Raw genomic sequence first — 15012 nt, forward strand, 5'->3', positions numbered from 1 at the left:
TGCTCAAAAAGTGACGTACAGAGGCGGTCAGATGATATAATCGGGTGAAGTGTTATTGTCTCACCAAGTTATTTTCGAAAAGGTTTTCGGAAAATAGTCTGTTTTTGTTTGTAACCGCAATCATAATACACACAGAAAGTGAGAGCTGAGATGAATCAGAAAAAGCTTTTTACGGATGGATGGCAATTTGCGAAAAGTAAGCTGGAAGTTACGGAGTCTGCGGGATTAACGTTTGAACCGGTTGAGCTTCCTCATGATTGGCTGATCTATAATACGCTTGAATTGTATGAGGACAGCATCGGATGGTATCGCAAGACATTCCCATATACGAAGGATGACCAGCAGCTTCTGCTTTGCTTTGACGGGGTGTATATGGATTCTTCCGTATATGTAAACGGTCAGCTTGTTGGAGAGTGGAAATACGGCTATTCGGCTTTTGAGCATGAGATCACGAGTGCTTTGGTGGAAGGTGACAACGAAATTGTAGTCAAAGTTGTGCATCAGAGTCCCAACAGCAGATGGTATTCGGGGGCTGGAATTTATCGCAATGTGTGGCTCAAAACGAGAGATCGGAATTATATCGTCACAGATGGTACCTATGTATCCATTCAGCAGCAGCCAGAAGGTTGGCAGGTTGAGGTGGATACGGAGCTAAGTCTCAATCAGAACGCACAACTTGTGCACACGATTTGGTATAAGGGTAATCAGATCTTTTCCAGCAAAGCGGACGTTACAGCTGCAGCGGGTAAAGACACCGGACATGAAGAGATACAATCCAACACCCAACAGCTGACGGTCGATCTTCCGAAGTTATGGAGCCCGGATGAACCGAATCTGTATGATCTGGTAACGGAACTTCAATTAGCTACAGGTGAGCAGGGCTATGAGACAATCGAGTCCGTCACACAGCGGATTGGCTTCAGGGATATCAAGCTGGATGCGAGCGAAGGATTCCACCTGAATGGGGTCAAGATGAAGCTGAACGGTGTGTGTGAACACCATGATCTCGGTGCGCTTGGGGCTGCTTTTAACCTGACGGCACTGCGCAGAAGATTTGTGCTGTTGAAAGAAATGGGCGTTAACGCCATTCGGACCGCTCATAACATGCCTGCCAAAGAGTTCATGGAACTTGCGGATGAGATGGGTATGCTGATCGTTTCGGAAGCGTTCGATATGTGGGAGAGAGCCAAGACCCCTTACGACTATGCGAGATTTTTCCCGGAATGGGCACATACTGATGTGAAGAGCTGGGTGAAGCGTGACCGTAACCATGCAAGTCTGATCATGTGGAGTATCGGCAACGAAATTTACGATACCCATGCGGATGAGCGGGGCCAAGAAGTAACCCGCATGCTGATGGATTATGTACTGGAATTTGATCCAAAAGGCAATGCAGGTGTGACGATCGGTTCGAACTACATGCCGTGGGAAAACGCACAAAAATGCGCTGATATCGTGAAGCTCGCAGGATATAACTACGCGGAGAAATACTACGACAAGCATCATGAGGAACATCCAGACTGGATTATCTATGGTAGTGAAACCTCGTCTGTGGTGCAGAGCCGTGGGATCTATCACTTCCCGTTTGAGCAATCCATACTGGCAGACGATGATGAGCAGTGCTCGGCTTTGGGCAACAGTACAACAAGCTGGGGCGCAAAGTCAGCAGAATATTGCATTTTGGCAGAACGAGATACGCCGTATTCCTTGGGGCAGTTCCTGTGGACGGGATTCGATTATATTGGAGAACCAACACCGTATCATACGAAGAATTCATATTTTGGACAGCTGGATACAGCAACGTTCCCGAAAGATTCCTACTATATTTACCAAGCAGCCTGGACGGATTATAAGAAAAGTCCGATGGTTCACCTGTTCCCTTACTGGGATTTCAGCCCGGGTCAGCTGATTGATGTACGCGTGTGCAGTAATGCGCCGAAGATTGAATTGCAGCTGAATGGCAAAACAATCGGCACGTATGATATCGACCATGCAAAGGGAACCCAGCTGGCAGGCTGGTGGAAAGTGCCATATGAAGAGGGCGAGCTCAAAGCGATCGCTTATGATGAGAACGGTAACGTAATTGCAACGGATGTGCAAAAATCCTATACAGATGCGAAGAAGATTCGTCTGCAAGCCGATCGGGAGCAGCTGCAAGCAGACGGTACTGATCTGATTTTCGTGGAAATTCAAGTGGAAGATGAAGCAGGCAATCCCGTGCAAAATGCAAACAACCGTGTGCAGGTCCAAGTGACAGGTGCAGGTCGTCTGCTCGGTCTCGATAACGGGGACAGCACGGACTATGATCCATACAAAGGACTGAGCAGAAGGCTATTCAGCGGCAAGCTGATGGCAATCATCGGGGCAACGAACGAATCGGGAACGGTGAAGATCGAGGTGACCTCGGAAGGATTGCAAAGTGCAGCTGCCGAGTTCGAATCACGAGCTGTTGCAGGTGCAGGAGATCGTACCAATGGGGCATCCGAGGCTGCCGTTGCTGGTCAGGAGCAAAACGTACTCATGAGTAATACGGAACGTCCGGTTCTGACGGGACGCGCGTTAGAGATTCCTTTGCGGAAAATCGAAATGATCAGCGAAGGTGGACAGCTATTCGATCCATCGAAACAGCAAATGACGGTGAAAGCCAAGCTGTATCCGGAGAACACATCCTATCGGGATATTGATTGGGCCGTTGTGAACGATGCGGGGATTGAATCCAACATTGCCAAGGTCGAAGCCAATGGCCTGGAGGTCAACGTATCCGCTCTGGGCGATGGGGAATTCCGTCTTCGTGCGACAAGCAGTAACGGTACCGATAAAACGAAACTGATCTCCCAACTGGAGTTCAAAGCAACGGGTCTGGGCACGGCTTACAAAGATCCGTACGGCTTCATTACGGGCGGGCTGTACGATTACACCAAAGGGGATGTCGGTAACGGCAATGAACGCGGGGTAGCGACAAGCCGTGATGGGGAGACACATGTGGGCTTCCGCAATATCGACTTCGGGCCATACGGCTCCGACACGATTACGATTCCAATCTTTGCGTTGTCCAGTGAAGAGTACTTCATTCAGATCTGGGAAGGTATGCCGGATGAAGAGGGAAGTACACTGCTGGCAGATGTGGTGTATGACAAAGAATCCAGATGGAATGTATATCAGGAAGAGACGTATCATCTGTCCAAGCGGCTGAGCGGGATTACGTCGATCTGTTTTGTACTGAAGCAGAAGATTCATATCAAAGGCTTCTCATTCGAGCGCCAAAGCCGCGCATTTGAGCAGAATACGGCTGCATCATGCGATCATCTCTACGGGGATACGTTCAAGATCGAGGGTGATCATGTCGAGGGGATCGGAAACAATGTGTCGCTGGAGTTTGAAAATATGGACTTCACAACAGAAGGCACGTCCAAGCTTGTGATCTATGGACGTTCGCCGATTGATAAAAACACGATTCATATCCGCTTTGCAGGTGAGGACGGACAGAGCAATCAACTGGTGGAGTTCACACAGTCCGATGGATATGAGGAACGCGTGTTTGAGCTTGAGCAGGTGAAAGGTGTGCAGAAGGTGACCTTTATTTTCCTGCCGGGTAGTCAGTTTGACTTTGGCTGGTTCCGGTTCGAGAAGTAAGATGCATGATGTCCAGTAAGTGAAACGTACATTCCATTGCTCCAACGGATGGAGAGCTGTGGGTGCTAAAAGAGCAATCCCCTTCAAGTATACGGTGTTCGTTAAGAACAAGACGTTTATCTGAAGGGGATTTTTTCTTATGTTAAAGGGATTCATTTGGTGTTAAAGCGACTCGTTTAGCGTCCTGAATCTTTCTTATCAGCATCGTCAATGGTCAGCATAGCTCTCTCAGAATCCCAGGATACGTTCAATCCCAAACCACGCAATACCTCAAAAGGCACTGTAGTTGCTCCCGAGTAATTATTTATGGGTTCAGGTATCTGTATGACTCGCTCCTCAGATGCATCTGCTGAAGTTATAACATATTGTGTTTCGTTAGGGCGGATTGTGATTGTCCGATTGTTATATTTCAACGTATAGTGGTTCAGGCTACCTTCCACCTGATGAATCTCAAATTTTGCTCCGATTGCTGTGGCGATGGCTTTGATTGGCAGTTGCACAGTCTTAGGCGTTTCAACAGCGGCATACATTGACTGGAACAGATCACCGTTCAGATATACATCTGTGCCAATCTTGGCTTGAACGGGTTTGTAGACCATTCCTCCAGATGACGTTGCAGGTGCACCCGCTTCCTCGTATTTATCACTTCCCCAGCCCCAGACGGTTCCATCCGAGGATAAGGCAAGACTATGGTAATATCCTGCTGAAATATCGGTAATACCGGATAAATGGTTTACTTTTCCTTCTTTACCGTTCACGCTCCTTCCGTAGCTGTACACCTCACCGGATGTTGTGAGTAATAATATATATTGCGAATTTCCATCCATCTTCTTCACTTTGAAGTCGTAATCAAAAGCGAATGCTTTCCCTGTGTCGTCCAAACCCCAGACTTTCCCGTTCTTATCCAGTGCAAGCAAGGATGTATCTATACTTTTAATCGAAGATATGTCGGTTACACCTTTTATCTTGGTTGGTTTGGATTGGACTTGACCGGGTTGGTCAGGCTCGTTCCACGTCCATACGGAGCCATCTTTCTTTAGGGCATATCCATGCAAACCTACGGATCCGATCTGGATGACATCTTTCAGTCCGCTGATCGCATGCGGTTTACGTACGAGATCTGAATCGCTTCCTTGAGCGGTAGGGCGCTGCCATGACCAGACTGTCCCGTTCTGGAGAAGGGCGACGGTCAAAGAGCCAGTCACTACATCCTTCGCAGAGTTGATGCTTTCGACTTTGCTTGGTAGTTTGCCAGCACCCCACTCCCAGACCGTTCCATCTGCCTGAACTGCTGCGTTGATTCCACCACCGGCGGCTGAAATAGCTATTACATTAGATAGTTCCGGTACGCGGATGGGACTAAATGTATGACGATATCGAATGTTCTCGCTCACACCCAGCTCTCCCAACAAATTGCGGCCCCAGGTCCAGACCGAACCATCACTTCTCAAGGCGACTGTGTAATAATAAGCTCCCTCTACAGCGGTATAGTGGAGTTTCTTCTCTGAGTTTACTGCATTCGATTGAACAGAAGTGTTACTGGCGGAACGCTGTACGTTAGGGGCTGCGTGAGTCGTTGGCTCAGCTGTCAGCTCCAACAACAAGCTGGACGCAACTAGTGCTGCAGCCATTGCAATGGCGAATCGTCGGGACGATTTACTTTTACTATTAGGTCTATGATTCAAGCGTGAAGTGGGACGTCGTTTTTCTTTTGCTATGTCATCGGATGGGTTAGCCAAACGCATGTGTATCGCCTCTTTTTCAGATGAGATGGAAGTGAAAGATGCATTGTTATATAAACACTTTATGGAGGGTTGAAGTTACATACAAACGATAAAAATTCCTTTATATTGAAAGTCGGTACTGGGTGTGTTTACGTTATTTCTAACAGCACATAGGTAACATGTACGGAGACATTAGCGTCTTAAACATGAGGTGATTGGATGAAAAGGGTACTGCTCACGCTTTCGTTAGCGTTAATGATGTTAACAGCCTGTGAGGCAAACGATCCGACAGTGGATTCTCCAGTGGTTTTGAATTCATTCCCGGAAATTATTGAGCCACATAACCCTGAGCAAGCGGAGCAAAGCGGAGATGTCGTTGTACTTCTCGAAGGCATGCGGAACAAGGATAAGTGGAATACATTTGTGAAGAATGTGGAGAAGAAGCAGCAGGATCAGGTTCGTGTGACGATGTATACCATCGAAGGTGGGGCCATCATCTATGAATTGATATACGATGGCTCAGTCATTCAATCGACTTATGATAACTCAAGGGATGCCTATGGCTCCAAACAGGGGATCACGACCAACACCTGCAAAGGGATCGGTACGATGAAGAGTGAGCAAGGACGTGTTTTTAACGTGTTAACCGATTGTGAGAAGGAAGGCAGTACCTTTTCTATTCCCAAGTGATGAGAGCGGTATCTAACCGTAAATAGTTGAGCTATGTAATTATTCATGCTGTAAATCAAAAAAGATCCTGTGAAGCCGAGGCTTTTCAGGATCTTTTTGCTGCCATATGGAGAGTGAGAACTGATGGCTTATGCATACAAAGCATTGGATAGTTCGATCAGATTACCGTCAGGATCACGTATATACACCGAACAGATTGGTCCCAGTGCACCTGTCCGCTTGACTGGTCCTTCTTCGATTTTAGTGTTCTGGTGTGTTAAATGTGCAATGACTTCTTCCAGCGGTGTGCTGACCAAAAAACAAAGATCTGCTGAACCCGGTGTGGGGATATGAGCTTTCGGTTCAAACTCTTTGCCCCGTTCATGCAGATTGATTTTTTGCTGTCCAAATTGTAATGCTTTTCGGCCCTGGCCGAACTCGACCGCTTGCATGCCTAATACATTCGAATAAAATGCAATCGTTGCTTCCAGATTCTCTACGGTTAACACGAGATGATCAAGTCGTTCTAATTTCATGGATGAGCCTCCTTCAAATTGAATCATTAGGACCTGTGAGACGAGGGTTGTATATAATAGTATGTCATTTATTATACCTTAGAGCTTGGTGTGGTAATCGATTTAGGAAACGCCGAGCCTCCGGACATTTTAGTGGAAAAGTAGAATATGAAGGGAAGAGCGAGCAAGATTAGACAGATGATCATGGCGATGATGATACTCTTTTTGTTCAATTTACAGGCTCCTTTCGGAAAATAGAGTCTAGCACTATGGTTTATATTAACCAATTGATCGAATTTTGGAGTAACATGCACGAATGCGCAATATATCTACCTATGGATGTTTACCATCTTCCAGCTAACCTATGTGAAAATGAATCCTCTGTTTGATTCCAATCCCCATTCTAACTTGTTAAAATTTAGGGATAACTACTACGGTCAGGTTGGCGGTGAAGATAGAATGCAACGTATTCAGGTACATCCCGATCAATTGGAGGAAAAAGCCCGACTCGTCCAGCAGAAAAAACAGGAACTGGAGCGTATGGTCAGGGAACTGGAGAAATCCATTTATATGCTGCAATCGGAATGGTCAGGTGTGACAGGAGAGCGGTTCTTCTGGGATTTTATGCAGGTGAAAGAAGTGTTCCCAGCTACACTGGGTCTATTGGATAAAATTCAGAACGAATTTATTTTTATAGCGAAGAATTTCAGAACAGCCGATGGTTCGGGTGAGGTTGCTCTATATATACCTGAAGAACTGAAACGAAATTTCGGTGTTGGACTGCTGGACAAGTCGGTGGGAGAGACCGTAACTGGAATTGGACAGACGGCGGAGGCGCTCTTTTATGATCCATTCGGCACGGTCGCTAGTGTGGCCTATGGGCTGACTTTGGGTAAGGTGGTCGATGTTGGGCGAGGTATTAAGTTTGCATGGGATGCAGCCTGGGGAAACGGAACAGCGAGGTCTGATGTAGGTCAATTTGTGGATGAGCAGAAGAAACAGGTGAATGAGAGTGGGGCCGGGTACTATAGTGGTTCTGTGATGGGTCAGGTGTTGGCCTACGCCTTTGTTGGCAGGGCGCTTCGTACTGTTGAAAATAAGCATAGCGATCTGGGTGGTGGGAAGGGGAAAGAGGGCGATTTTGGTAGTATAGTTAGGGATGGAAACAAAACAAAATATACGAATCCTGCTGGTAATGAGCTGACGTTTGTTGACCAACACCCTAAAAATATTGATCGTGATGTTGTTAACTTTTTGAAAAGTCCAGACGTAGGTAAAGCCACTGAAGCCAAGGTTGCCGACTTTATCAACAAAGAGCAGCAAGTTACAGCATTTGGGCAAAAGATCCTAAAGGAGAATGGCGAAGCGGCGGGTGATCTAGACGTAGTTACCAAAAATGCAATTATTGAGGTGAAGGCTTCAATTAAAGCTGTAAAAGAAGATCAATTCAATAAATTTATGGATAAAAACCACGAGTTATTCTTTAACCCAGAACAAAAGCAGGTAATTCTATATATTGATAAACCGTTAAACAATTTGAGATCAGAACATTCACAAATGTTAGAACGCATTGAAAAGCAAGGTGTAACTGTTGTGAATTCATTGGAAGAATTAAAGGGGGTATTAAAATAATGGGAACTTCCGCATTTATATTAACGGAGAGAAAAAAATATACAACTGAAAAGTTACTATCAGATTCTATAGTTGCAGCTTTTAATGCAGATGCTATGCTTAACTTTCATAATAGTAAAAATTATTCAACCGATGGACATTTCCTCTCAACTACCATGAACATAAGCCATAAATTAATCAAAGAAAATAACTATTCGTTTATCTTCTACGTGGATGCAACAGATAATCCGGGATTGGAATTTTACTATAATGATGATGTTGGGCTAGAAGCAGACAGAGATCTTTTTCAGGTTGGCTGCATAGAAGAGATATACGGTGTTCAGGAACTTGTTTTTGAATTTATTTACCACTACCTCAAGTTAAACCCTAATGATTATTTTTGGGTAGCAGACTATGACTGGGTTTACAGTTGGGAGGATATGAAAAAATTAAAAGCTCTACCTTACGACCCGGATTGGTGTTATAAAAATCCGCGATCCTAAAGATTATTAACATGTGACATCTAGAAATATTAAACAGCCTATTCCAACTTGGTTACTAAGTAGGAACAGGCTTATTTATATAATCTGATTCAAGGTTAGTTGAGTTAGTATAACTCCTTGGTAGTGGTGTTTACTCAATAACCATCCAACTAACGGGCCTTGTCGGAGGAGGAATGTAAATCATGAGACTGAAAAAACGATTTCTAATCGTTGGATGCTTAGGTTTTGCAATGCTACTCGTTCTAACCTATAGCTTTTATAAAGAAAAAAGAATATACGAAGAGTATTTAACGATGAATGTACGACAAGATATGGTTGATATGAAGAGTGCGATTTTAAACAATGAATCCTATTTTAAACGCATACTGGAGAAAGAGAAAATAACGAACGAGATGATAGAAGATGGAGAACAAGCGAGGCAGCTATCTTATAATTTGATGAATATGATTCAGATTATTAATAAGAATAATTTGATGAATCAAAGCTTTAATGAAGAAATGACTGTACTAGCCAGACCTGCCAAATCATTAACAGACAAACTAGATCGAAGTGACACGTTGCCCCTAACGCTTCAACGTATGCTAATAACATTCGACAGATTGGATGCCACAAATTACCCTTTAACACCTGAACTTAAAGCAAGAATTATGGAGTATCAACAGTTAAACAACCGATGGTTGAAAGTAGTTGGGGATCCTGAATCAACGGAAATTAATGAAAAGGATTGGCCACAATTTTTGAATGATCTTGAGAATGAGAATAGAGTTTATTTTCAAGAACAAAGTGTCAATCACGTTGATGAAGTGTGGAGAGACTCACTGAATCCGAGATATGAGTGGTAATTAAGAATAAAACTTGATACTAGATATGAGATGCACATTGGAAGTGGAGTACTCCTGCCGTTTAGAGGCAATAGGAAGAACTCCACTTTTTCGATATCAAAACAACTAATGAAATTATTCCCATACTGGACGATAATATAGTAGAAGTAATACTTAGTTATACCAATTATCTAACTCACCATATACATAGAGAACTATCCACAACCATCCTACACCCACACGAGGTACATTCATGAAACAAGGCATATATGAACAGCTTATCAACACCATCACCAGGCAGGAGATTTCTGCGCTGGACCCGGATGTGTATAACATTGGGACCGAGAAGCTGGATGCGGAGGAAGCGCGCAAGTTGCTGTCCACGTATTTGGCGGCGGTAACGCGGCGAGCGCTCAAGATTGTACGGGAACAGACGGAAGATAAAACGGCAGTGTTGGCGCAGATCCGAACGTGTAATGAGATTATTACTACCCTGAAAGGCACACTGGGGGAAGAAGAGTATAACGAATTGCAACTGGATGAGCAGGGGGAAGTGTTGACCCATGTGTATTCCAAGTTGAATAGCATTCATGCGGTCCGGGATACCAAAATCGTTCGTCCAGATACGCCGATCTCCCAAAGTTCATTATTCACAGGCGCGAAGTCCGAACCGAGTATGTTACTGGAGCTGCAGAAAGAGATCGTGACCGCCGATCGGATCGATTGGCTGGTGTCATTTATCAAATTCAGCGGACTTCGCCTGCTTCTGGAACAGCTTCAACAATTCACAGCCGGCGGCGGGAAGCTGCGGATCATCACGACCACCTATATGGAAGCAACCGACCTCAAGGCTATTACTGAACTTAGCAAATTACCTAACACAGAGATTCAGATTTCGTATGATACCAAAGTGACACGGCTGCACGCCAAAACGTACATTTTCCACCGCGATACTGGATTCACCACGGCCTATGTCGGCTCCTCCAACCTGTCCAACCCGGCGCTGACCAGTGGTATGGAGTGGAACCTCAAGGTGACGGAGAAGGATTCACTCGACGTGCTGCGCAAGATTGCAGCGACCTTCGAAAGCTACTGGAATGACCGTGAATTCACGCGATATGTGGCTGAGGATGAAGGACATGAGGCACAGTTGAAGGCGGCTCTGAATCGCAAAAAAGATCAGTCCAACCACTTCCACTTCGATATCCAGCCTTACGATTATCAAAAGGAAGTGCTGGAACAGCTGGACGCCGAGCGTACGCTGTACGGACGAACTCGCAACCTGATCGTCGCCGCCACAGGCGTTGGCAAAACGGTCATCTCAGCCTTCGACTATAAGAGATTCCGTGCGAGCCATGCGGGAGCCAAGCTGCTTTTTGTCGCCCATCGGGAAGAAATCTTGAAGCAAAGCCGGGACACGTTCCGGTATATCCTGAAGGATATGAACTTTGGTGAGCTGCATGTCGGGAATCACCGAGCGGAGGCGCTGGGCCACCTGTTTGTTAGCATTCAGAGCCTTAACGCTATGAATCTAACCGAGATCACCAGCCCAGACTATTACGATTACATCATTGTGGATGAATTCCACCATGCCGCAGCGCCTTCGTACCAGAAGTTGTTGTCCCACTACGAACCGAAGATTTTGCTAGGACTTACTGCAACACCGGAACGGATGGATGGCAAAGACGTTACCGCCTACTTCGATCATACGATTGCTGCCGAGATCCGTCTAACCGATGCCATTGACCGGAAGCTGCTGAGTCCTTTTCAATATTTTGGCGTCACTGATACTGTCGATCTATCTCAGGTGAAGTGGTCGCATAAAGGCTACGATCTGAACGAACTGGAAAAGCTCTACACTCATAACAAAATCCGTGCCAACCAGATCATCCAAAGTCTGAACAAATACGTAACCGATCTGGACGATGTGAAGGGGCTTGGGTTCTGCGTAGGGGTGGATCATGCGATGTATATGGCAAAAATATTTAACGAAGTCGGCATTCCATCCATAGCCCTGCATGGTGGGTCGAGCGAACAGGAACGTCATTCTGCTAAAGGACAGCTGGTGAACGGGGAACTGCGCATGATCTTCGTCGTGGACTTGTACAATGAGGGCGTGGATATACCTGAGGTGAACACCATCCTGTTCCTGCGTCCTACCGAGAGTCTGACCGTATTCCTGCAACAGTTGGGACGTGGACTACGGATGGCGGATGGCAAAGAGTGCCTGACCGTGCTCGACTTCATCGGACAAGCGCATCAGGAGTATAGGTTCCAGGATAAGTTCCGTGCTCTGATCGGCGCCACCAAACATTCCATCTCGTACTACGTCGAGAACGGCTTTTCGAACCTGCCACGCGGCACGTTCATTCAATTGGAAAAGCAAGCGAAGGAATACATCATGCGCAACCTCAAGCAGATGAGTCGTAATCGGAGAGCGTTAATCCAGAAGCTGCAAACGTTCCAGCAAGACACCGGCCTGCCGCTGACCTTGGCTCATTTTGTAGAGCATCACGGGATGACACTCTATGAATTGTATGGTGGACGTACGGGGAGAAGGTATTTCCGGGGTATGCTGGCCGAAGCCGGACTGACAGAGCCAATCGAGAGTGAGCAAGATGAGTACATCCGCAGACTACCGTCTGTGCTGACGATCAATTCCCGAAGCTGGCTAACGTTCCTGATTGACTACATTGAAAAAGGGAAAGAACCGACCACCGCCGATGAACAGCGCATGTTGATCATGTTCTATTATACCTTCCACCGGGCTGCGCCTGAGAAATTAGGATTGAGCAGCATCGAAGAGGGTGTAAAGCGTGTGCTGTCTTGTGAGGCATTCCGAGCAGAGCTTGTGGATATTTTCAAATATAATCTGGCTCATCTGCGATTTGTGGATAAAAGCAATTCGTTCCCGTACACTTGTCCACTGGATATCCACTGTATGTACTCCATGGACCAAGTGCTTGCCGCCTTCGGTTATTGGAATGCCCAGCAATCACCCGCCTTCCGTGAAGGGGTGAAGTATTTTGCCGATGAACAGACCGATATCTTCTTCATTACATTGAACAAATCGGACAAAGATTTCTCACCATCTACGCTGTATGAGGACTATGCGATCAATGAGCGATTATTCCACTGGCAGACACAGAGCCGGGTGTCGGAGCATACGGCTACCGCGCAGCGGTATATTCATCATCGAGAGACGGGCAACCGGATTGCCTTGTTCGTGCGGGAGTATAAGGAGGAGCATGGCTATACGTCTCCATTTGTCTTCCTGGGCGAAGCAGATTATGTAAGTCATGAGGGGAATAAGCCGATGAGCTTTGTATGGCGGTTACGGGAAGAGATGCCTGCGAAGATGGTGGCGGTGGCGAACAAGTGTATTGTTTGAAAACTAGCGGTATTAGAATATGTATGGAGGCAAGGTCATGTGGGATAGAATTTTGGATGGACAATTTTTATCTAAATTAGGCGGATTGGGCGGGATTGTTGCTATTCTTAGCTTTATGTGGACTTTTTTTAAGAAAAATCAGGTAATAACTTCGTTAACTTCATCCAAGATCGAAAGGTTAATTTCATCAAAAGAAAAGAGGACTTTGATAAAAATATCCAATTACATCTTTTATGTTATGATAGGCTCTATTTTTTCTGTTTTTCTGACAGTGTTATATTACAATCTTGGTGTTAATGAATATTTTACATTTTGTATTTCAATCATTGGAACAATTTTTTATTTTACTATCTTATATGTTAGCCTTACACAAAAAAGTATTTTCGATAAAAGGTTATCAAGGTCAAAGAATCTTACATTCACATTAATCGTACTTACGTTACAAACATTATGTTTTTTCTCCGTGCTCCCAAGTTTCTTAGCCAGTAATATAGCAGAAGGTAGTTTAGTGTTAACTATGGACAAACCAGAAGTGTTATTAATTAATTTAACACTGAGTTTAATTACGTTGTGTTTCTCAAGTTCCATGTTTGTACTATTAATAATAATGACATTCACACAACTCAGAGAAAAGTTTACTAGGTATGCTTATGAGTGTTTTTATGTTCTAGATCAGGAGGATCAGGAAATAAAATGGTTTATTTATCATCTCCTTGATAAGGATCATTTTTTACTTGGAAATTGTGAGTATATACATGATGCTACAATTTTCCGTACCGAAGAGCGTTCTAAATTACTCTCCGAGAAAATCCATTTACTGAAATTATTGAAAAATAAGGAGGGGGAAATAGAATACTATATATAGAGAAAAACTGATATATAGGTGATACCAAATGTTCCATTAAAGCAGTGATGCATTAGCTTCTTGTAAATCATGTCACTTAAAAAGTAGAAAACTTAAAATGTATTATAGATTTTGCGTATCGAAGAAACCCTATCATTCCAATAATGGAGAGATAGGGTTGTTGTTTTTTACATCAATATTCCTTTTATAACATTTTTGGCGGTTCGTATATGTTCTGAATTAGAGTCTCTTAGTAGTTGTACAATTTCCTTGATTTGCTTCTCATCTTCAGTTACTTCAAACTCTTCCTCTACATACGCAAATAATTGAATTAAGTTCACTTCCAGTGACTCAGCGATCTTCGCCAAGTTCACCAAAGAAACATTCTTTTCTCCACGTTCAATCTGTCCTATGTATGAAAAATGAAATCCACCTTTTTCTCCGAGGGATTCCTGTGAATACCCTCTTTCTTTGCGTAGTGCGCGAATCCTGGCTCCGACCAGCTTCAAAACTTCTCTGTCCTCGTTCATGGTATTCACCTCTCTATGTTCAAAAGTGTAGACAAGTTTCCTCAAGGTAAACACCAAACGAAGAATACAAATAATTTATTTGATTACTATATGTATCATTTTATTGTATAATACTGGTATTAACTCTTTGGAGGGATGACAATGGCAAGAAATTGGTCCATAACCGAAGCACATTGTAATCACCAAGTAGATTTTACCCCACGTTTGCAAGACCATGATATCTCCACACAACCTAGGTCCAAACGTATTCCTGCTTACCATATGCTACGTACCACAATGATGGCCTATCACCAACATGCTAAGTATCATCTCAAACTTGCCGCCATCATGTGTAATCACAATCAGTTTAAAGCCTGCCTAATTCTATGTGATTGGGCTCTAGCCTCCATGATTAAGGCGCTTTATATCCATAAGTATCATTCAGTTCATCCACCCAAAGAACTAACCATGAATGAAATCTTACCTTTAGTGCATACGGACACTGAACCTGGACTGGATATTGCCTTGTTCATCGGTACGATGCAACATGTGTCATCTTTAGAGGAACGCCAAGAGGATCAATATTTAGGCCTTGATAACATCGAAAAGCTTCTTCAACGAACGGAAGACATATTGGAGGAGTTAGCCCCTCGATTGAATGATAATTCATTAAAGTTTTTTTGATATAAGGCGTGCCCTGATGATTTGGAGGTTCCTTTTACAGGAATGGGAATGGAGGAGTATAAGTACTAAATGGTATTCATTTGAATAAAGGGTAATCAGGATTATAGG

The 15012-nt window shown here is 44.4% G+C and carries 11 protein-coding genes; 8 read left to right on the plus strand and 3 right to left on the minus strand.

The genetic code is table 11. The annotated features are described in order from the left end of the window. Positions 1-150: 150 nt before the first annotated feature. Complete coding sequence (locus RS891_RS04955) at positions 151-3633, plus strand: glycoside hydrolase family 2 TIM barrel-domain containing protein (RefSeq protein ID WP_315794620.1); 3483 nt, start codon at positions 151-153, stop codon at positions 3631-3633. Positions 3634-3809: 176 nt separating this feature from the next. On the opposite strand, the gene RS891_RS04960 is transcribed toward RS891_RS04955, so the two are convergent. Next, positions 3810-5378: a stalk domain-containing protein gene (locus tag RS891_RS04960; protein ID WP_315794621.1), complete on the minus strand. Its 1569-nt coding sequence runs from the start codon at positions 5376-5378 to the stop codon at positions 3810-3812. A 198-nt stretch (positions 5379-5576) separates the two neighbouring features. Here RS891_RS04960 and RS891_RS04965 point away from each other — a divergent pair, with 198 nt between their 5' ends. Further along, complete coding sequence (locus RS891_RS04965; protein ID WP_113056103.1) at positions 5577-6047, plus strand: DUF4362 domain-containing protein; 471 nt, start codon at positions 5577-5579, stop codon at positions 6045-6047. Positions 6048-6175: 128 nt separating this feature from the next. Here the strand turns inward: RS891_RS04965 and RS891_RS04970 are convergent, their stop codons facing one another. Beyond that, entirely contained in the window at positions 6176-6562 is a 387-nt protein-coding gene (locus RS891_RS04970; RefSeq protein WP_315794622.1) for a VOC family protein, read from the minus strand. 438 nt (positions 6563-7000) lie between these two features. Here RS891_RS04970 and RS891_RS04975 point away from each other — a divergent pair, with 438 nt between their 5' ends. From RS891_RS04975 to RS891_RS04995, 5 genes are all read left to right on the plus strand, one after another. Then, positions 7001-8173: a WXG100 family type VII secretion target gene (locus tag RS891_RS04975; protein WP_315794623.1), complete on the plus strand. Its 1173-nt coding sequence runs from the start codon at positions 7001-7003 to the stop codon at positions 8171-8173. After that, a complete protein-coding gene (locus RS891_RS04980; protein ID WP_113056100.1) occupies positions 8173-8655 on the plus strand; it encodes a hypothetical protein in 483 nt (160 codons plus the stop codon). Before RS891_RS04975 ends, RS891_RS04980 begins: the two co-directional genes overlap by 1 nt. A gap of 182 nt (positions 8656-8837) precedes the next feature. Next, positions 8838-9497, plus strand: a complete 660-nt coding sequence (locus tag RS891_RS04985; RefSeq protein WP_315794624.1) for a hypothetical protein — start codon at positions 8838-8840, stop codon at positions 9495-9497. A gap of 232 nt (positions 9498-9729) precedes the next feature. Beyond that, positions 9730-12867 (plus strand): DUF3427 domain-containing protein, encoded by a 3138-nt coding sequence (locus RS891_RS04990; protein WP_315794625.1) that lies wholly within the window; start codon positions 9730-9732, stop codon positions 12865-12867. A 37-nt stretch (positions 12868-12904) separates the two neighbouring features. Further along, a complete protein-coding gene (locus RS891_RS04995) occupies positions 12905-13732 on the plus strand; it encodes a hypothetical protein (RefSeq protein WP_315794626.1) in 828 nt (275 codons plus the stop codon). A gap of 167 nt (positions 13733-13899) precedes the next feature. Here RS891_RS04995 and RS891_RS05000 read toward each other — a convergent pair whose 3' ends face one another. Beyond that, positions 13900-14241 (minus strand): helix-turn-helix domain-containing protein, encoded by a 342-nt coding sequence (locus tag RS891_RS05000; RefSeq protein ID WP_315794627.1) that lies wholly within the window; start codon positions 14239-14241, stop codon positions 13900-13902. Positions 14242-14382: 141 nt separating this feature from the next. On the opposite strand from RS891_RS05000, the gene RS891_RS05005 reads away from it, so the two are divergent. Further along, positions 14383-14904, plus strand: coding sequence for a hypothetical protein (locus RS891_RS05005; RefSeq protein WP_315794628.1), 522 nt, complete (start codon positions 14383-14385; stop codon positions 14902-14904). Positions 14905-15012 lie beyond the last annotated feature (108 nt).

The organism is Paenibacillus sp. BIC5C1 (genome assembly GCF_032399705.1).
In the GTDB taxonomy this organism is placed as follows: domain Bacteria; phylum Bacillota; class Bacilli; order Paenibacillales; family Paenibacillaceae; genus Paenibacillus; species Paenibacillus taichungensis_A.